General features: G+C 49.8%; 20 protein-coding genes. 19 read left to right on the forward strand and 1 reads right to left on the reverse strand.

The features are described from left to right. Positions 1 to 38: 38 nt before the first annotated feature. Genes tgt through secF form a run of 4 tightly spaced genes read left to right on the forward strand, consistent with a single transcriptional unit; the run spans position 39 to position 4,366 of the window. Positions 39 to 1,160: a tRNA guanosine(34) transglycosylase Tgt gene (gene tgt, locus BUQ98_RS00710; RefSeq protein ID WP_074212038.1), complete on the forward strand. Its 1,122-nt coding sequence runs from the start codon at positions 39 to 41 to the stop codon at positions 1,158 to 1,160. Positions 1,161 to 1,196: 36 nt separating this feature from the next. Then, positions 1,197 to 1,526: a preprotein translocase subunit YajC gene (yajC, locus tag BUQ98_RS00715; RefSeq protein ID WP_046075016.1), complete on the forward strand. Its 330-nt coding sequence runs from the start codon at positions 1,197 to 1,199 to the stop codon at positions 1,524 to 1,526. Positions 1,527 to 1,553: 27 nt separating this feature from the next. Beyond that, positions 1,554 to 3,407 carry a protein translocase subunit SecD gene (gene secD, locus BUQ98_RS00720; protein ID WP_074212039.1) on the forward strand — a complete coding sequence of 618 codons (1,854 nt, stop codon included), beginning with the start codon at positions 1,554 to 1,556 and terminating at the stop codon, positions 3,405 to 3,407. A gap of 11 nt (positions 3,408 to 3,418) precedes the next feature. Then, positions 3,419 to 4,366: a protein translocase subunit SecF gene (secF, locus tag BUQ98_RS00725; RefSeq protein WP_074212040.1), complete on the forward strand. Its 948-nt coding sequence runs from the start codon at positions 3,419 to 3,421 to the stop codon at positions 4,364 to 4,366. 68 nt (positions 4,367 to 4,434) lie between these two features. On the opposite strand, the gene suhB is transcribed toward secF, so the two are convergent. After that, positions 4,435 to 5,238: an inositol-1-monophosphatase gene (gene suhB, locus BUQ98_RS00730; RefSeq protein WP_074212041.1), complete on the reverse strand. Its 804-nt coding sequence runs from the start codon at positions 5,236 to 5,238 to the stop codon at positions 4,435 to 4,437. A gap of 224 nt (positions 5,239 to 5,462) precedes the next feature. Between suhB and trmJ the strand changes: the two genes are divergently transcribed. The 15 genes from trmJ (at position 5,463) to ispG (ending at position 18,226) form a co-directional block, all read left to right on the forward strand. After that, on the forward strand, positions 5,463 to 6,227 hold the full coding sequence (gene trmJ / locus BUQ98_RS00735) for a tRNA (cytosine(32)/uridine(32)-2'-O)-methyltransferase TrmJ (protein WP_074212042.1): 765 nt from the start codon (positions 5,463 to 5,465) through the stop codon (positions 6,225 to 6,227). Between the two features lie 122 nt (positions 6,228 to 6,349). Then, positions 6,350 to 6,871: a Fe-S cluster assembly transcriptional regulator IscR gene (iscR, locus tag BUQ98_RS00740; RefSeq protein WP_074212043.1), complete on the forward strand. Its 522-nt coding sequence runs from the start codon at positions 6,350 to 6,352 to the stop codon at positions 6,869 to 6,871. 30 nt (positions 6,872 to 6,901) lie between these two features. Further along, a complete protein-coding gene (locus BUQ98_RS00745; RefSeq protein ID WP_074212044.1) occupies positions 6,902 to 8,116 on the forward strand; it encodes an IscS subfamily cysteine desulfurase in 1,215 nt (404 codons plus the stop codon). Positions 8,117 to 8,169: 53 nt separating this feature from the next. Continuing rightward, positions 8,170 to 8,553: a Fe-S cluster assembly scaffold IscU gene (iscU, locus tag BUQ98_RS00750; protein ID WP_069363254.1), complete on the forward strand. Its 384-nt coding sequence runs from the start codon at positions 8,170 to 8,172 to the stop codon at positions 8,551 to 8,553. Positions 8,554 to 8,574: 21 nt separating this feature from the next. Beyond that, complete coding sequence (gene iscA / locus BUQ98_RS00755) at positions 8,575 to 8,898, forward strand: iron-sulfur cluster assembly protein IscA (protein ID WP_074212045.1); 324 nt, start codon at positions 8,575 to 8,577, stop codon at positions 8,896 to 8,898. A 13-nt stretch (positions 8,899 to 8,911) separates the two neighbouring features. Continuing rightward, positions 8,912 to 9,424 carry a co-chaperone HscB gene (gene hscB, locus BUQ98_RS00760; RefSeq protein WP_074212046.1) on the forward strand — a complete coding sequence of 171 codons (513 nt, stop codon included), beginning with the start codon at positions 8,912 to 8,914 and terminating at the stop codon, positions 9,422 to 9,424. Positions 9,425 to 9,469: 45 nt separating this feature from the next. Next, a complete protein-coding gene (gene hscA / locus BUQ98_RS00765; protein ID WP_074212047.1) occupies positions 9,470 to 11,320 on the forward strand; it encodes a Fe-S protein assembly chaperone HscA in 1,851 nt (616 codons plus the stop codon). Between the two features lie 2 nt (positions 11,321 to 11,322). Further along, positions 11,323 to 11,661, forward strand: coding sequence for an ISC system 2Fe-2S type ferredoxin (gene fdx / locus BUQ98_RS00770; RefSeq protein ID WP_074212048.1), 339 nt, complete (start codon positions 11,323 to 11,325; stop codon positions 11,659 to 11,661). A gap of 29 nt (positions 11,662 to 11,690) precedes the next feature. Further along, positions 11,691 to 11,891, forward strand: a complete 201-nt coding sequence (gene iscX, locus BUQ98_RS00775) for a Fe-S cluster assembly protein IscX (protein WP_074212049.1) — start codon at positions 11,691 to 11,693, stop codon at positions 11,889 to 11,891. Between the two features lie 201 nt (positions 11,892 to 12,092). Continuing rightward, on the forward strand, positions 12,093 to 13,388 hold the full coding sequence (gene pepB, locus BUQ98_RS00780) for an aminopeptidase PepB (RefSeq protein WP_074212050.1): 1,296 nt from the start codon (positions 12,093 to 12,095) through the stop codon (positions 13,386 to 13,388). A gap of 150 nt (positions 13,389 to 13,538) precedes the next feature. Beyond that, positions 13,539 to 13,967 carry a nucleoside-diphosphate kinase gene (gene ndk, locus BUQ98_RS00785; protein WP_074212051.1) on the forward strand — a complete coding sequence of 143 codons (429 nt, stop codon included), beginning with the start codon at positions 13,539 to 13,541 and terminating at the stop codon, positions 13,965 to 13,967. Positions 13,968 to 14,213: 246 nt separating this feature from the next. Then, on the forward strand, positions 14,214 to 15,335 hold the full coding sequence (locus BUQ98_RS00790) for a dual-specificity RNA methyltransferase RlmN (RefSeq protein ID WP_074212052.1): 1,122 nt from the start codon (positions 14,214 to 14,216) through the stop codon (positions 15,333 to 15,335). Positions 15,336 to 15,360: 25 nt separating this feature from the next. Further along, the gene (pilW, locus tag BUQ98_RS00795) at positions 15,361 to 16,116 is read left to right on the forward strand and encodes a type IV pilus biogenesis/stability protein PilW (protein WP_074212053.1); all 756 of its coding nucleotides are present in this window, start codon (positions 15,361 to 15,363) and stop codon (positions 16,114 to 16,116) included. Then, positions 16,106 to 17,083 (forward strand): cytoskeleton protein RodZ, encoded by a 978-nt coding sequence (gene rodZ, locus BUQ98_RS00800; RefSeq protein ID WP_074212054.1) that lies wholly within the window; start codon positions 16,106 to 16,108, stop codon positions 17,081 to 17,083. Before pilW ends, rodZ begins: the two co-directional genes overlap by 11 nt. A 15-nt stretch (positions 17,084 to 17,098) precedes the next feature. Then, a complete protein-coding gene (gene ispG / locus BUQ98_RS00805; protein WP_074212055.1) occupies positions 17,099 to 18,226 on the forward strand; it encodes a flavodoxin-dependent (E)-4-hydroxy-3-methylbut-2-enyl-diphosphate synthase in 1,128 nt (375 codons plus the stop codon). Positions 18,227 to 18,250 lie beyond the last annotated feature (24 nt).

Here is an 18,250-nt window from a genome sequence, read left to right on the forward strand (position 1 = left end):
CACACGCCAGACTGTTTCTCTGGCCCCGAGGAGGATTCGTGGAATACGAACTGAAAAAAACCGACGGACGCGCACGACGTGGCCGTTTAATATTTGAACGCGGTACGGTCGAAACCCCGGCATTTATGCCTGTGGGTACATACGGTACCGTAAAAGGCATGACCCCAGAAGAAGTGAAAGGCACCGGTGCGGAAATCCTGCTCGGTAATACGTTTCACTTGTGGTTACGTCCAGGTCAAGAAGTGATGCGGCTACACGGAGACTTGCATGACTTTATGCAGTGGCATGGTCCTATCTTGACTGACTCTGGCGGTTTTCAGGTGTTCAGTTTGGGAGATATCCGTAAGATCACTGAAGAAGGGGTGCATTTTCGCAATCCAGTTAACGGTGATCGCATTTTCATGGATGCGGAAAAATCGATGGAGATCCAATACGATCTTGGCTCAGACGTCGTGATGATTTTTGATGAGTGCACCCCGTATCCTGCGACGCACGCCGAAGCGAAAAAGTCGATGGAGATGTCACTGCGTTGGGCCAAGCGTAGCCGGAACCACTTTGACAAACTGGGTAACAAAAATGCGCTGTTCGGTATTGTGCAAGGCGGCGTCTACGAAGACTTGCGGGATGTGTCCGTTGAAGGTCTCACCGAGATCGGTTTTGATGGGTATGCCGTTGGCGGCCTAGCGGTCGGGGAGCCGAAAGAAGACATGCACCGGATCTTGGAGCACACTTGTCCACAGCTGCCAGAAGATAAACCGCGCTATCTGATGGGCGTGGGGAAACCTGAAGATTTGGTCGAAGGGGTTCGTCGTGGTGTCGACATGTTTGATTGTGTGATGCCGACACGAAACGCACGTAATGGCCACTTGTTTATTACTGGCGGTGTGATCAAGATCCGCAATGCGAAACATAAAAGTGATACCTCGCCTTTGGATCCCGAGTGTGACTGTTACACTTGCCGCCACTACAGCCGTGCTTACCTCTACCATTTAGACCGCTGTAATGAGATCCTAGGCGCGCGACTCAACACCATCCACAACTTACGCTACTATCAGCGCGTGATGGAAGGTTTGCGTAACGCGATTGACGAAGGTAGATTAGATGCCTTTGTAGCGGATTTCTACGCGCGTCGTGGCAAGGAAGTGCCGCCGCTCGATTAATTTCGAATTCAACAACTAGAACGAGGACGTGATTGAATGTTTATCTCACAAGCTCACGCAGCCGCTGAAGCCGCACCACAAGGTGGCGGAATGCAGCTTTTTATCATGCTTGGTCTCTTTGCGGTGATTTTTTACTTTATGATCTACCGCCCGCAATCTAAGCGTGTCAAAGAGCACAAAAACCTTATGGCATCTATGAGCAAAGGGGACGAAGTGCTAACCGGAGGTGGTTTAGTGGGTAAGATCACTCAAATCGCTGAAGACAATGACTTTATTGTGATTGCACTCAACGATAATAACGAAGTGACCATCAAAAAAGACTTCGTGACGGCAGTACTGCCTAAAGGTACTATCCAGTCTCTCTAATTTTCGCAACCATAAAGGATGCATGCTGTGCTAAACCGTTATCCTTTGTGGAAGTACATCATGGTGCTAATAGCCTTGGTTATTGGCGTCGTGTATGCGCTTCCCAATTTATACGGTGAAGATCCAGCAGTACAAATTTCCGGGGCGCGTGGCGCCTCGGTAGATATGACTGCGTTGGACTCCATCAAACAGACTCTCGAATCGAACGACCTTTCCTACCAATCCATTGCGCTCGAAGACGGTACCGTCTTAGCCCGCTTTAAAGACACGGAAGCACAAATCAGTGCCCGTGATGCCTTGATGTCGCGTTTTGACAGTGATGACTATGTGGTCGCCTTAAACTTGGCGCCTGCAACGCCATCGTGGCTGGATACGCTGGGTGCTACCCCAATGAAGCTTGGCCTAGACCTACGTGGTGGGGTGCACTTCCTGATGGAAGTGGACATGGATGCAGCATTAGAAAAGCTGATCACCCAGCAAGAAGACAGCTTCCGTACCGACTTACGTGAAGCGCGTATCCGTTATAGTGGTTTACGAATAGAAGATAACACCCGTGTTGTGGTGAATCTGAGTAATGCCGAAGACACCAATAAAGCACTAGAACTGCTCTCGAACAACTACCTCGACATGAACTTTTCTGTCGATGAAGATGAAGGGCGATTAGCCGCGGTTTACAAAGAAGAGCGCCTCAAAGAGATTCGTAACTACGCGGTGGCGCAAAACATTACCATTTTGCGCAACCGTGTGAATGAACTGGGTGTGGCCGAGCCTTTGGTGCAACGCCAGGGCGCAAGCCGTATTGTGGTTGAACTTCCCGGTGTGCAAGACACGGCACGCGCGAAAGAAATTCTTGGTGCCACCGCGACCTTGGAATTCCGCGAAGTGGACCAGGACGCTGACCTATCTGCCGCCATGGCAGGCCGAGTGCCACCGGGCAGCGAGTTGATGCGTACTCGAGATGGTCGTCCCGCCGTGCTGAAAAAGCGGGTCATTTTGACGGGCTCGCACATTACTGACGCTAGCTCCTCCCGCGATGAATACAGCCGACCACAAGTTAACATCTCTCTCGACAGCGAGGGTGGTGACAAAATGTCTGACTTCAGTAAGCGTAACATTGGCGAGCTGATGGCAACGGTGTTTGCTGAGTACAAAGACAGCGGTGAGCGTGACGAAAACGGCAAAGTGATCTTGGAAAAACACGAAGAAGTGATTAACCAAGCCACCATTCAATCAGCACTCGGTCGTAACTTCCGTATTACGGGCATCGACTCGGCGGCAGAAGCGCACAATCTTGCACTATTGCTACGTGCGGGTGCTTTGATTGCACCAATTTCGATTGTTGAAGAGCGTACCATTGGTCCATCGATGGGGCAGCAAAACATCAACATGGGCATACAAGCCTGTTTATGGGGCCTTGTGGCTGTCATGTTGTTTACCTTGGTTTATTACCGTCGTTTCGGTTTATTTGCTAACTGTGCTTTGCTCGCGAATATTGTTCTGATTATCGGGATCATGTCGCTTATTCCAGGCGCGACCATGACGCTACCAGGGATTGCCGGTATTGTTTTAACCGTGGGGATGGCGGTGGATGCCAACGTATTGATATTCGAACGTATTCGTGAAGAGCTCCACGAGGGGCGTAATCCACAACACGCGATTGACCGGGGCTATTCCAACGCGTTTAGTACCATTGCCGATGCCAACATTACCACCTTAATCACTGCCATTATTTTGTTTGCAGTGGGGACGGGGGCGATTAAAGGCTTCGCGGTAACGCTGTCGATCGGTATTTTGACCTCGATGTTTACCGCTATCGTGGGAACGCGTGCGCTAGTGAATCTAGTGTATGGCGGTAAGCGCGTCAAAAAACTGTCGATTTAAGGGAGCCAAGCATGTTTCAAATATTTAAACCAGACATGTCGATCAACTTTATGCGTTGGTCTAAGTTGGCCTTCGTCTTTTCTATCGCCATGATCGCTGCCTCAGTACTCACGTTGTCAACAAAATGGTTGAACTGGGGGTTAGACTTTACTGGCGGCACCTTGATTGAAGTCCGTTTCGATCAACCGGCCGATCTCCCCGTGATTCGCGAAGCGCTGGCGACAGAAGGCTTTGACGATGCAGTGGTACAAAACTTCGGTAGTGCGACTGATGTTATGGTGAGGCTACGCCCCCGTGATGACATGGATGGCGAGAATCTCGGGAACGAGGTACTCAATGCCATTAAAGCAGGGACAGGCGATGAGGTTGAGATGCGCCGGATCGAGTTTGTTGGCCCCAATGTGGGTGATGAGCTGACCGAAGCGGGCGGACTTGCGATCATCATCGCGCTGGTTTGTATCCTGATCTATGTCTCGTTCCGTTTCGAGTGGCGCCTGGCTGCAGGGGCTGTCATGGCACTGGCGCACGATGTGATTATCACTCTGGGTATCTTTTCGTTGTTCGAAGTTGAACTGGATTTAACCATCGTTGCCGCTCTATTGACGGTGGTGGGGTACTCACTGAACGATACCATCGTGGTCTTTGACCGTATTCGTGAAAACTTCCGCAAACTGCGTAAAGGTGAGTCGAGCGAAGTCATTAACGCGTCTGTTTCCCAGACCCTTAGCCGGACCACGATTACGTCAGGCACGACCTTGTTCGTGGTGATTGCGCTCTTTACCTTGGGTGGCTCAATGATCCATGGTTTTGCCATGGCCCTGCTGATTGGTATTACGGTCGGGACTTACTCGTCGATTTATGTGGCGTCAGCACTCGCGTTGAAACTCGGTATCACGCGTGAGCACTTATTGGTGCCAGAAGTGGAAAAAGAAGGTCAAGAATTCGATTCAATGCCTTAATCGCATGTTAGAAAACAAAAAGCGGCGCTCATCGAGCGCCGCTTTTTTATGGTCTGTGCTTGAGTCTTCTATTTTTTCATCGACTCTGGGGCGTGCTCACGAACCTTGGCAAGCATGCCTTTCACCACGCGTGCGCCACCACTGACAATATTGCCAGAACGCATGTAGTCGGTACCACCGTTAAAATCGGTACAAATGGCACCTGCTTCACGGGCAATCAATTCCCCAGCGGCCAAGTCCCAAGGCTTGAGGCCTAGTTCAAAGAAGCCATCCACGCGGCCTGCGGCAACGTAGCAAAGGTCTAACGCGGCAGAACCAGTACGACGAAAATCGGCACAATCAACAAACAAGGCACTGACTACTGCCATAAAACCTTCTGCGTGTTGTTTCGCTTTGAAAGGGAATCCTGTCGCTAGGACAGTTCCATCCAGCTCTTTTGCGCTGCCGGTGCGGATACGCTTATTGTTGAGCTGTGCGCCTGACCCACGTTGGGCCGTAAACAGTTCATTGCGGATGGGATCGTAAACGCAGCCAATCTCAGTGCGGCCTTTAATGCGCACAGCGATCGACACGCTGAAATGTGGAAAGTCATTGACGAAGTTAGTGGTGCCATCCAGTGGGTCGATGATCCATTGATAATCGCTATCTTTTCCTTCTGCCACGCCTGACTCTTCGCCAATAATGGTGTGGTCCGGATACGATTTTTTGATGATGTCGATGATGATGTGTTCCGCACTTTTGTCAATATTGGTGACAAAGTCATTACTGCCTTTTTGTGCGGTTTCGATGTTGTCTCTGTTTTCTGCGGATTTAGCGATAAAATCGCCAGCCTTCCGTGCAGCACGGACGGCGATGTTTAGCATCGGATGCATACGGTTTTCCCAACGGATGTTAAAGAACGAAAGCGGCTCGGAGTATAACAGAGCCAGAGCAAAAGGAAAGTGGGTATTTTTTAACCATTGCTGCTCACGCAACGATCACGCTGACAGGTTTTGCTGAGAAGTATTATCGATTGCACTGTGATAAACTGCGCAGATCTGACAGACCCCTGTGCACTGAATTGATGGTGTGCAGAGCAAGAGACGAAAACAACATCATGCTAGATCAAATCCGCGTTGTATTAGTAGGCACCTCTCACTCCGGCAATATTGGCTCCGCAGCCAGAGCGATGAAAGTCATGGGACTTAGCCATATGACATTAGTTGCTCCTGACTGTGAAGTGGATGGCCAGGCCATTGCGCTCGCAGCTGGGGCCAGTGACATCGCGAATAATGCGCGGATAGTTGAAACATTAGAAGATGCGGTGGCTGATTGTGGTTTGGTCATCGGTACGAGTGCGCGCAGCCGCACATTAGATTGGCCAATGTTGGATGCGCGTGAATGTGGCCAAAAAGCAATTACCGAAGCGGCAACGCATCCCGTCGCGATCGTGTTTGGTCGTGAGCGAACCGGCTTGACGAATGAAGAGCTGCAAACCTGTCATTACCATGTATCCATCCCATCTAACCCAGATTACAGTTCATTAAATCTCGCCATGGCGGTACAAACACTGTGTTATGAAATGCGTGTTGCCTGGCTAGATAGCCAAGCCTACCAAGGCCCAAGCCTAGAAGAAACCTACCCATTAAATGACGATTTGACGCGTTTTTATCAGCACCTAGAAACGGTACTCACGAAAACGGGATTCATCCGCACCCAGCACCCTGGCATGGTGATGACAAAACTGCGTCGTCTATTCAATCGCGCGCGATTAGAAAGCCAAGAATTAAATATTTTGCGCGGCGTACTGTCATCTATCGAAAAGGTGACCAAGCAAACGGCATCGAGCGACCAGAATATCGATAATCATCGCGCGAATTGATCCTTTCAAACAGTAAGACGTAACCCACGGTGAAAACTTGACAAAAATACTCAGGTAAATACTTGACCAAATTACTCAGGTATGTAAGTATTTGACCATCTATTCACCACAGGTAGCGTGTTATGAGATTGACTTCGAAAGGCCGTTATGCGGTTACTGCCATGCTCGATGTGGCGCTTCATGCCGAGCAGGGCCCTGTGCCACTGGCGGACATTTCTGAGCGTCAAGGCATTTCATTGTCTTATCTTGAGCAACTTTTTTCGCGGCTCCGTAAGTCGGGATTGGTTAGCAGTGTTCGCGGTCCAGGCGGCGGTTATCGCCTTGGCGTGGCGGCGAATGATATTGCCGTTGGTGCCGTCATTGCCGCGGTGGACGAATCGGTCGATGCGACCAAATGCCAGGGTAAAGCAGATTGCCAAGGCGGAACCCGTTGTTTGACACATACTCTGTGGCACGACTTAAGTGCCCGTATTAGCGGTTTTCTTAACGACATCACGCTCGGTGAGCTGATGCATGATAACGAAGTGAAGCAAGTAGCAGATCGTCAGGACGCTAAACTGGATGCCTCATTGGCACCAAGGAACACGTTTAGCTCGAAGGTCAAACAAGATAGCGCCACCATAGGCGTGAACGTTCGCTCCTGATGACCAATGTCGGTGTAATTGGAGAAAAACATGAAATTGCCCATATATTTTGATTATTCAGCCACGTGTCCGGTCGATCCACGCGTTGCAGAAAAAATGATGCAGTACCTGACGATGGACGGGGTTTTTGGTAACCCAGCTTCTCGTTCGCACCGTTTTGGCTGGCAAGCAGAAGAAGCCGTCGATACCGCGCGTGAGAATATTGCCAACTACTGCAATGCCGACCCACGTGAAATCGTGTTCACCTCAGGAGCGACGGAATCAGACAACCTGGCTATCAAAGGGATTGCCAATTTCTACGCGAAAAAAGGTAAGCACATTATTACGTGCAAGACGGAGCATAAAGCGGTGCTTGACCCTTGCCGTCAGCTTGAGCGCGAAGGCTTTGAAGTCACTTATCTGGAGCCAGAAGAAAACGGCTTGGTCGACATGAAAAAGCTTGAAGCGGCTATGCGTGACGACACTATCTTGGTGTCAATCATGCACGTGAATAACGAAATTGGTGTCATTCAAGACATTACTGCGATCGGTGAGCTTTGTCGTGAGCGTAAGATCATGTTCCACGTCGACGCCGCGCAGTCTGTGGGTAAAGTGCCACTGGATGTCAAAGAGATGAAAGTCGATTTGATTTCTTTCAGCGCGCACAAAGCTTATGGCCCTAAAGGCATTGGTGCCATGTATGTTCGTCGTAAACCACGTGTTCGCATTGAAGCGCAGATGCATGGCGGTGGCCATGAGCGTGGTATGCGTTCAGGTACGCTGGCCACTCATCAAATCGTTGGGATGGGTGAGGCGTTTCGCATTGCTAAAGAAGAGCGTGAGAAAGATTTCCAGCACGCACTGGCGCTGCGCAATCGCTTTTATGACGGCGTAAAAGATTTAGAAGAAGTTTACGTGAATGGCGATATGGAACAGCGCGTTCCACACAACTTAAACGTGAGCTTCGCATTTGTTGAAGGTGAATCTTTGTTGATGGCGCTAAAAGATCTGGCGGTTTCATCAGGTTCGGCTTGCACGTCAGCGAGCCTTGAGCCTTCTTACGTGCTGCGTGCGCTTGGACGCGACGATGAGCTCGCACACAGCTCACTGCGCTTCTCATTCGGTCGTTTTACCACCGAAGAAGAAGTGGATTATGCGATTGAGAAAGTGCGTGAAGCTGTGAACAAGCTGCGTGAAATGTCACCACTTTGGGACATGTATAAAGACGGTATCGATTTAAGTACCGTTGAATGGGCGCACCACTAACTCGAAAAACGCGCCAGCTGGTAACAGTGAGCAATCATACAGAGGAAACAATTATGGCTTACAGCGATAAAGTAATTGACCACTACGAAAACCCACGTAACGTTGGCTCGTTTGAAAAAGGCGATCCATCCATTGGTAACGGCATGGTCGGTGCCCCTGCTTGTGGCGATGTCATGAAGCTGCAAATCAAAGTCAACGACGAAGGCATCATCGAAGACGCTAAGTTTAAAACGTATGGCTGCGGGTCGGCGATCGCGTCGAGCTCGTTGGTCACCGAATGGGTAAAAGGGCGTTCGATTGACGATGCCGCTGCAATCAAAAACTCTGAAATTGCGGAAGAGCTTGAGCTGCCGCCGGTAAAAGTGCACTGCTCTATCTTGGCAGAAGACGCCATTAAAGCAGCAGTTAGCGACTACAAGAAAAAACACCAGCAGTAAAACGAAGGGGTTGTTGATACTATGGCTATTACCATGACACAAGCGGCATCAGATCGCGTCAGAGCGTTTCTAGACAACCGCGGCAAAGGCATTGGCCTACGCCTAGGCGTACGAACGTCAGGGTGTTCAGGCATGGCCTATGTGCTCGAGTTTGCTGATGAGCTTCAAGAAGGCGATCAGGTCTTTGAGTATGATGATGTCAAGGTAATTGTCGACGGCAAGAGTTTGCTCTATCTCGAAGGGACGGAGTTAGATTTTGTCAAAGAAGGCCTAAACGAAGGCTTTCAGTTCAACAACCCTAACGTCAGTAGCGAATGTGGTTGTGGCGAAAGCTTCAACGTGTAATACGTGAGAGCACATGAATCATTTTGAACTCTTCGGGCTACCGTATCAGTTTGAGCTGGACGGTAGCTCGCTTTCTTCAACGTTTCGGGAACTGCAGCGCCAGTACCACCCAGATAACGTTGCCAGCCAAGACGAAAAAACGCGTCTTCAGGCGGTACAGAAAGCCTCGCAAGTGAACGACGCGTTTCAGACGTTAAAAGATCCCGCTCGACGAGCTGAATACATGTTAGCGTTACAAGGCATTGATTTAAAAGACGAACAGCAAACGATGCAGGATCCCGAATTTTTGATGCAGCAAATGACGCTGCGTGAAGAGCTAGAGTCGATCACTGATAGCCAAGATGATGCCGCATTGTTTGATTTTGGCGAAAAAGCACAAGCCCTTTATGACGCCTTGGTCAAAGAGGTTAAGCAGACCCTTTCCGCTTCCCAGTGGCAAGAGGCTGCGGTTATTGTGCGCAAGCTTAAGTTTGCAGAGAAGCTTCGTTATGAAGTGGAGCGCGTCGAAGATCAGTTAATGAGCTGATTGACGCTATTCGCCTGTCAACGCAGTAAAGTTTAAGGATTAGACATGGCACTGTTACAGATTTCAGAGCCCGGTCAAAGTGCCGAACCGCATGCGCATAAACATGCTGTCGGCATCGATTTGGGTACGACCAACACCTTGGTTGCCACGGTACGAAGCGGTACCGCAACCACCTTGAACGATGAGCAAGATCGGTCACTGATCCCATCAGTGGTCCATTATGGCGACAATGCCATCTCTGTCGGCTATGACGCCCTTCCCTATGTGCAAACAGACAGTGCCAACACCTTGGTGTCGGTTAAACGCATGATGGGGCGTTCGCTAGACGATGTTCAGGCCCGTTACCCTCAGCTGCCTTATCAGTTTTCACAAACCGAAAACGGTTTACCGCAAGTCGAGACTCGACGTGGTGCAATTAACCCCGTTCAGGGGTCATCAGACATCTTGCGTGCTGTCCGTGAACGTGCAGAAAGCAGTCTCGGAGATGCGCTGGAAGGTGTGGTGATCACCGTGCCCGCTTATTTTGACGACGCGCAGCGTGCGGGCACCAAAGATGCCGCCAAGCTGGCAGGTCTCAATGTTCTTCGCTTACTCAATGAACCAACCGCGGCGGCGATTGCTTACGGATTAGACTCGGGCCAGGAAGGGGTCATTGCCGTGTATGATTTAGGCGGTGGGACTTTTGATATCTCGATTCTTCGCCTCTCCCAAGGCGTCTTTGAGGTTATGGCGACCGGTGGCGACTCGGCCTTGGGCGGGGATGACTTTGATCATCTGCTAGAGCAGTGGATTAGTGAGCAAGCCGGGTTTAAAACACTCAGTGGTGACGAACGTCGCACTGTGCTGCATGCAGCGACCCAAGCTAAAATTACCCTTTCTTCTGCCGATCGCGCAGCTATCGATGTGCTAGGTTGGCAAGGCGAGTTGACCCGCGAAACCTTTGATGCCTTGATCGCTCCCTTAGTGAAAAAAACCCTGATGTCGTGTCGTCGTGCGCTCAAAGATGCAGGCGTAAAGGCTGAGGAAGTGCTTGAGGTGGTGATGGTAGGGGGCTCGACTCGTGTTCCCGCTGTTCGTGAGCAAGTGGGTGCCTTTTTCGATCGTGAGCCATTAACTAGCATTGATCCGGACAAAGTGGTCGCCATGGGCGCGGCAACGCAAGCGGATATTTTGGTAGGTAATAAACCTGATTCTGACATGTTGTTGCTCGATGTTATTCCGCTATCCCTAGGCATTGAAACCATGGGCGGCTTGGTGGAAAAAATTATTCCGCGCAATACCACGATACCGGTCGCGAAAGCGCAAGAGTTTACCACGTTCAAAGACGGCCAAACCGGCATGAAAGTGCACATCGTACAAGGTGAGCGCGAAATGGTAGATGATTGCCGCTCACTGGCACGTTTCTCGTTAAAAGGCATTCCACCCATGACAGCTGGCGCGGCCCATGTCCGTGTGACCTATCAAGTGGATGCCGATGGTTTGTTGTCCGTATCTGCGATGGAAAAATCAACCGGCGTTGAGTCATCTATCCAAGTGAAGCCATCTTATGGGCTTAACGACGATGAAATTGCCGATATGATTAAGTCATCGTTCACGCATGCAGAGGAAGACAAAGACGCCCGCTTTTTAGCTGAGCAACGGGTAGAAGCTGATCGTGTGATTGAAGGGCTACTCGTGGCGATGCAGCAAGATGGTGACACCTTGCTTGATCAAAATGAGCAACAGGCGCTCGTAAACGAGATTGAAACATTGATCGCCCTGAGAAACGGCAAAGATGGCACCGCCATTGAAGCAGGGATCAAAGCATTAGACAAAGCCAGCCAGACCTTTGCGGCACGCCGTATGGACCAATCGATTCGTAATGCGTTGGCCGGCCAATCCATTGATGAGGTGTAATCATGCCTAAGATTATTGTTCTACCGCACCAAGACTTGTGCCCCGAGGGTGCGGAGTTAGAGGCGAAAGAGGGCGAGACCGTCCTAGATGTGGCATTAAAAAATGGTATTGGTATTGAGCACGCGTGTGAAAAATCTTGCGCTTGCACCACTTGTCATGTCGTGGTTCGTGAAGGCTTTGACTCGCTGGACGAAAGTGATGAGCTTGAGGATGACATGCTGGATAAAGCCTGGGGACTTGAGCCTGAATCACGTCTTGGCTGCCAGGCAAAAATCACCGATGAAGATCTCGTGGTTGAAATTCCGCGCTATACCCTAAACCATGCGGCTGAAAATCATTAATCCAAGGCTGCAACGGACGGAGAAGCAAGATGAGCTTAAAATGGACAGACTCGCTCGATATTGCGATTGAGCTTTGTGACGCTTACCCAGATGTGGATCCTAAAACGGTACGTTTTACCGACTTGCATCAATGGATCACGGAACTGAATGAGTTTGACGATGATCCGGAACGCTCTAACGAGCGAATTTTGGAAGCGATCATTATGTGCTGGATGGATGAGTTAGACTGAGGGCTAGCTCTCGTGAGTGATTGATAATACTTGTGTTATCGTCACCGGCTCGGCACAGTATCTGCGGCCAAATTATATTATTGTGAAAAGCGGGCCAATGGGCTCGCTTTTTTTCATTTAGCTGGGAGCATTTACCGCACAAGCTCCCCAGTGAGGCACGCTGTACAGTAAAAAACAGCGCGAGAGTACAAGGAGTGCAAAATGTCAGAAACATTAAACGTAACCCTGTCGCATCAACCGGCAGCAGCGCAGTGGGGTGAGAACGCCCTGGTCTCATTTGATGCCGATAAAGCGGTTGTGCACGCGCCAACAGGCGAGACGCAACGCGATAAAGTACAGCAAGCGGCCCGTAAACTCGAAGGGCAAGGAGTCCCTGCATTAACCTTGACCGGTGAACACTGGAGCCTTGAATTGGTTTGGGCTTTTTATCAAGGACTTCGTGGACCAAAAAATAAGGTCGCTTTCGAACAAACCGTGCTGAGCGAAGCGGATGCCGCCGAGTTTACTTTACGACAAACCGTCGGTGATTGGGTTCGCGATATTATCAACCAAACCGCCGAAGAAGTTGGCCCGCATCAATTAGTTGCCCGTGCGGGGGAATTTGTAAAATCGATGGCACCAGATCATGTCACTTACAAGATTATTTCAGGCACGGATCTGCTAGAAAAAGGATGGCACGGTATTTATACCGTTGGGCGAGGCTCTGCCCGTAAACCGACCATGCTGCAATTGGACTATAACCCGACGGGTAATCCGGATGCACCGGTTTATGCATGCTTAGTCGGCAAAGGGATCACCTTTGATTCGGGCGGCTATAGCATCAAAGGATCTGACTTTATGACCACCATGAAAGCGGACATGGGGGGATCGGCAACCGCGACAGGTGCCCTAGCGATGGCGATTGCGAAAGGCCTCAATAAGCGAGTTAAACTAGTGCTTTGTTGTGCTGAGAACATGATCTCGAGTAGCGCTTACAAGCTGGGTGATATCATCACCTACAAAAATGGTGTCACGGTTGAAGTACTGAATACCGACGCCGAGGGGCGCTTGGTGCTTGCTGATGGTTTGATGTATGCCAGTGAGCAGAAACCGGAATTATTGATCGATTGTGCCACCTTAACGGGGTCGGCCAAAGCGGCTCTCGGTAACGACTTCCATGCGCTCTTTAGCTTTGATGAGAAACTAGCCCATCGTACGCTTGAGGCGGCACAACAAGAAGATGAAGGCATGTGGCCACTGCCATTGGCAGAGTTCCACCGTCAGCTTCTACCTTCCTCGTTTGCCGATATCGCCAATGCGTCGATGGGGGCATATATGCCGGGAGCAAGCACCGCGGCTGCGTTCCTGTCTTACTTTGTTGAAGACTACCAAAAAGGTTGGATGCATATCGATTGTTCAGGCACTTACCGTAAAGCAGCTAATGACAAATGGGCGGTAGGAGCGACCGGCATGGGTGTAAAAACGCTATCGCGTGTGTTGCTGGATGAAGCCAAGTAATCCGGACAAAGAGGGTGAGGTATTAACGAATTCTTTGTGTGAGTTAACGCTTCATCGTATTGCCGATAGGGACACACCATAAAGTTTGCTAGGGTAGGCACGTTGTTGCCCCCCTAGCGGGCCAGATTTAGACAGTGAAAGGATAAGCGAATGACCATTGAACGCACTTTTTCTATCGTCAAGCCTGATGCCGTAGAGCGTAATTTGATTGGCACGCTTTATCAGCGAATCGAAAGTGCTGGTTTGCGTATTGTGGCTGCAAAAATGCTGCACCTAAGCAAAGAGCAGGCAGAAGGATTCTATGCTGAGCACCAAGGCAAACCTTTTTTTGACTCTTTGGTAGAGTTTATGACGTCTGGGCCGATCATGGTCCAGGTGTTGGAAGGAGAGAGCGCCATCAACCGTTATCGTGAGTTGATGGGGAAAACCAACCCAGAAGAAGCCGCGTGCGGCACTTTGCGTGCTGATTACGCGGAGAGTATGCAATATAATTCAGTACATGGTTCGGATAGCCCTGGCTCCGCGGAGCGTGAGGTTGCGTATTTTTTCACCGCGGATGAGCTGCATCCTCGTTGCTAAATGAAGCTTGTATTCTATGTTTGAAAAAAGAGGCGAAAGCCTCTTTTTTTTATCCCTAAGACGCCTAACGCACATCGAATAACCCCGCTTAGAGAGAGTGGAAACTGTGATCTAAAGCCTGTACAATTTCGCGCCTTAAGCGCGTCCCGTTGAGAGGCCTTGGCGATGAACAAGGTGACTTATCCGGAGAACGCCAGGCGAATATTCGTGTCTTACCACATAGCTAGTTCTTACGAGGCAACCCCAATGACGACAGAGAAAGTTAATCTGCTTGATTTTGATAGGCAAGGATTGCGTGCTTATTTCGCTGATGAGCTCGGTGAAAAAGCTTTCCGCGCTGACCAAGTCATGAAGTGGATGTATCATTTTGGTTGCGATGACTTTGATGAAATGAATAACATCAATAAGAAGTTACGGGAGAAACTCAAGCGTGTGGCGGTGATCCAAGCACCGGAAGTAAGCGAAGCACATTACTCGAAAGATGGGACCATCAAATGGGCCATGAGAGTCGGTGGCCAAGATGTAGAAACCGTGTATATACCAGAAGATGAACGAGCCACTCTGTGTGTTTCTTCTCAGGTAGGCTGTGCGCTGGATTGCAAATTTTGTTCGACAGGTGCGCAAGGGTTTAACCGTAATCTGCGTGTTTCTGAAATTATTGGTCAGGTTTGGCGAGCAGCCAAGGAAATAGGCATAGAAAAAGAAACCGGACGTCGTCCTATTACCAATGTGGTCATGATGGGAATGGGTGAGCCTTTGCTCAACATGAAAAACCTCCTGCCATCATTGAACCTGATGCTGGATGATAACGCGTATGGTTTGTCAAAACGTCGCGTCACTGTATCGACCTCAGGAGTTGTTTCAGGCCTTGAGCAAATGATCGGGAAAATCGATGTGGCCCTGGCGATTTCTTTGCACGCACCGAATGATGCACTGCGTAGTCAAATCATGCCGATTAACGATCGCTGGGATATTGAGGCGTTTTTAGACGCTGTCCACCGTTATATCGCTACCTCCAATGCTAACCGTGGTCGCGTCACTATTGAATATATTCTGCTCGATCATGTTAATGATGATATGGAGCATGCGCGTCAACTCGCAGAGCTGTTAAAAGATACCCCAGCAAAGATTAACCTGATCCCATTTAACCCGTATCCTGGATCGCCATTCAATAAACCGAGTAACTCTCGTATTGATCGGTTTATGAAAACCTTGATGGAATATGATTTTACGGTGACGGTGCGTAAAACGCGCGGCGATGATATTGATGCGGCCTGCGGTCAACTTGCAGGTGATATCGTTGACCGAACGAAACGTGCCGAGAAGCGACTGGGCGCACAGGAGGTTATCCCTGTTCGACCTGTCTAGGTATGCGTTTTTGTGAGGGAAGAACATGGTAAAAACTGGCTGGATATTCGTGTTGATCGTCTCATTGGCGGCATGTGCCACGCCAGTTTCGCAGCAAAACGATACTAAGTTTGATAAAATACAAGCTGCAGAGGCGCGAATAGCGCTGGGATTAGGCTATTTAAACAGTGATCGCTATCAACAAGCGCAGCAAAACTTGCAGCAAGCACGCCAATATGCGCCTAATTACTATCGTACCTCGCTGTCTATGGCGTATTATCAACAGCGTGTCGGTGAAACTGAGAAAGCGGACCGCTTGTACCAACAAGCGTTATCGCAAGCGTCTGAAAAAGGTGATGTATATAATAACTACGGGGTATTTTTGTGCGAACAACAGCGTTTTGCGCAAGCAAAAGACGCTTTTTTGCAAGCAGTCGCACAACCGTATTATCATCGCGTGTCAGAGAGTTATGAAAATGCAGCGTTCTGCCAGCTGAAAGCTGGTGATCATGAGAACGCAAAAGCCTTGTTTGAGAAAGCGACTGATCATGATCCCCTTAATGTCCGTGCCGGCTTACAACTTGCCAAGTTAGAGATTGAAAATGGGCAAGAGACACGTGCCACCGCGCGCATTGAACAACTTCATAAACGCGTTGGTGTGCGTTCTGGCGGATTATTATTGTTGGTTAAAGCCTATCAGCAACAGGGCTACACGGAGAGAGCTGCCCATGACGCTCAGCGATTGGCGCAACGGTTTCCAGAATCCAAAGAATATCAATTGTACCTAGCGAATGAATACTGAACAGACGGAAGAGCAAGCGCAACCTGATACACAACCTGCGCCCGGGGAAGTATTAAAGCAAGCGCGAGAGAAAATGGGCTGGAGTGTTCGCGATGTGGCTGACCGACTGCGATTGCGGGCCAGTGTCATTGAGGATCTTGAAAACAATAATCCAGATATGGATCAGCTGGCCACGTTTACACGTGGCTATTTGCGATCCTATGCCAAGCTGATGCAAATCGATGCCGATCAGCTCTTGGGTAATAGCAACATGGACGCGAGCAGTGCTGCAACGGTACAGAAGATGCAAAGCTTCTCTCGTAAAACCCGGCGACAAAGAAGTGAGAGCCGGTTAATGTGGCTATCGTGGGTGATCATCGCTATCGCTGTCGGCATTACTGGGGTGTGGTACTGGCAAAACCAGCAAGCTATGACGTCGGTACCGACTCAGATGGACAATGAGCAAACGAACGAGATTGTGACCACCCCCTCTGAACAAGATAGAGCAATCATCGCGGCAGACTCTCAAGTTGCGGCAGATGCGATGGTTGCAGAGCCAACAGATACAGACACGCCTGCAGACCCAGGTGCAATGAGCGATACGGCATCTGAAAGTGAGAATGTGGTGCCTGATGTGTCCACTGATCTTACTGACAGCGAAGCGAATAATGAAGCTAGCGTTCAGGATGATGCCGAAGTCGAAGCACCGCGTGTTTCCTCGGAGGCACAAACCACGGTCAGCGCCCCCGAAAATCGTTTAGTCATGACCTTTAGTGGAGATTGCTGGATCGATGTTCGTGATGCGAATGGAGAGCGCTTGGCGACAGGGATAAAAGCAGAAGGTGAGCAAGTAACCCTAACGGGTGAAACGCCGTATCAATTGGTGCTGGGAGCGCCAAGCGTGGTGAAAATTACCTTTAATGGCGACAATATTGATCTTGATGGCTACCCAACCGGGCAAGTGGCTCGGTTGCGCCTTCCGCAGTAATCAGAGAACGTCGATATGCACAACGAAAACCCCATTAAACGTCGTCCGTCCAAACGTATCAATGTAGGTAATGTACCGATTGGTGATGGTGCACCTATTGCGGTGCAGTCTATGACCAATACCCGTACCACTGACGTGGACGCGACCGTCGCCCAAATCAAAGCGTTAGAAAATGTTGGCGCAGACATTGTTCGCGTGTCAGTACCCACGATGGATGCGGCAGAAGCGTTTAAATTGATTAAAGCGCAGACGTCGATCCCGCTGGTTGCGGATATTCACTTTGATTATCGTATTGCACTAAAAGTCGCCGAATATGGCGTCGATTGTTTACGTATCAACCCAGGTAATATCGGTAAAGAAGAGCGAATCCGTGCGGTCGTGGACGCAGCCCGTGATAAAAACATTCCTATCCGTATTGGTGTTAATGGCGGTTCGCTAGAACGTGACCTACAAGAAAAATACGGTGAGCCTACCGCGGATGCGTTGGTAGAATCGGCCATGCGTCATGTCGATATCCTCGACCGGCTCAATTTCGACCAATTCAAAGTCAGTGTTAAAGCCTCTGATGTTTTCTTAGCAGTAGAGTCGTACCGCAAACTGGCACAACAAATTGAGCAGCCACTTCACCTTGGTATTACCGAGGCCGGTGGCGCACGTGCTGGTGCGGTTAAATCTTCGGTTGGCTTAGGCATGTTGCTGGCTGAAGGCATTGGTGACACCTTACGTGTATCGTTGGCGGCCGATCCGGTAGAAGAAATCAAAGTCGGGTTTGATATTCTCAAATCCCTCCGTATACGCTCGCGAGGCGTGAATTTTATCGCGTGTCCAAGCTGCTCGCGTCAAGAGTTTGACGTGATAGGTACTATCAATGCCCTTGAGCAGCGGGTGGAAGACATTATTACGCCTATGGATGTGTCAGTCATTGGTTGCGTGGTGAATGGCCCAGGCGAAGCGGAAGCGTCTCATCTTGGTCTTGCGGGAGGCAGCAAGCGTAGTGCTTATTATCTGGATGGAAAACGTCAAAAAGAACGCTTTAATAACGATAACTTGGTGGATGAATTAGAAGCAAAAATCCGAGCCAAAGCGGCAATGATGGATGAGCGAAACCGCATCAAAGTATCTCAAGTCGATCAAGAAGGCTAAGCCGCCAGGCGGCCTTCTCCCCTT

The sequence above is a fragment of the Salinivibrio sp. ES.052 genome (assembly GCF_900141775.1).
In the GTDB taxonomy this organism is placed as follows: domain Bacteria; phylum Pseudomonadota; class Gammaproteobacteria; order Enterobacterales; family Vibrionaceae; genus Salinivibrio.

Excerpts from the sequence above, each read along its gene's own strand:
- yajC (WP_046075016.1), top strand. The coding sequence starts at position 1,197 with ATGTTTATCTCACAAGCTCACGCAGCCGCTGAAGCCGCACCACAAGGT.
- secF (WP_074212040.1), top strand. The coding sequence starts at position 3,419 with ATGTTTCAAATATTTAAACCAGACATGTCGATCAACTTTATGCGTTGG.
- suhB (WP_074212041.1), bottom strand. The coding sequence starts at position 5,238 with ATGCATCCGATGCTAAACATCGCCGTCCGTGCTGCACGGAAGGCTGGC.
- trmJ (WP_074212042.1), top strand. The coding sequence starts at position 5,463 with ATGCTAGATCAAATCCGCGTTGTATTAGTAGGCACCTCTCACTCCGGC.
- iscR (WP_074212043.1), top strand. The coding sequence starts at position 6,350 with ATGAGATTGACTTCGAAAGGCCGTTATGCGGTTACTGCCATGCTCGAT.
- BUQ98_RS00745 (WP_074212044.1), top strand. The coding sequence starts at position 6,902 with ATGAAATTGCCCATATATTTTGATTATTCAGCCACGTGTCCGGTCGAT.
- iscU (WP_069363254.1), top strand. The coding sequence starts at position 8,170 with ATGGCTTACAGCGATAAAGTAATTGACCACTACGAAAACCCACGTAAC.
- iscA (WP_074212045.1), top strand. The coding sequence starts at position 8,575 with ATGGCTATTACCATGACACAAGCGGCATCAGATCGCGTCAGAGCGTTT.
- hscB (WP_074212046.1), top strand. The coding sequence starts at position 8,912 with ATGAATCATTTTGAACTCTTCGGGCTACCGTATCAGTTTGAGCTGGAC.
- hscA (WP_074212047.1), top strand. The coding sequence starts at position 9,470 with ATGGCACTGTTACAGATTTCAGAGCCCGGTCAAAGTGCCGAACCGCAT.
- fdx (WP_074212048.1), top strand. The coding sequence starts at position 11,323 with ATGCCTAAGATTATTGTTCTACCGCACCAAGACTTGTGCCCCGAGGGT.
- iscX (WP_074212049.1), top strand. The coding sequence starts at position 11,691 with ATGAGCTTAAAATGGACAGACTCGCTCGATATTGCGATTGAGCTTTGT.
- pepB (WP_074212050.1), top strand. The coding sequence starts at position 12,093 with ATGTCAGAAACATTAAACGTAACCCTGTCGCATCAACCGGCAGCAGCG.
- ndk (WP_074212051.1), top strand. The coding sequence starts at position 13,539 with ATGACCATTGAACGCACTTTTTCTATCGTCAAGCCTGATGCCGTAGAG.
- BUQ98_RS00790 (WP_074212052.1), top strand. The coding sequence starts at position 14,214 with ATGACGACAGAGAAAGTTAATCTGCTTGATTTTGATAGGCAAGGATTG.
- pilW (WP_074212053.1), top strand. The coding sequence starts at position 15,361 with ATGGTAAAAACTGGCTGGATATTCGTGTTGATCGTCTCATTGGCGGCA.
- rodZ (WP_074212054.1), top strand. The coding sequence starts at position 16,106 with ATGAATACTGAACAGACGGAAGAGCAAGCGCAACCTGATACACAACCT.
- ispG (WP_074212055.1), top strand. The coding sequence starts at position 17,099 with ATGCACAACGAAAACCCCATTAAACGTCGTCCGTCCAAACGTATCAAT.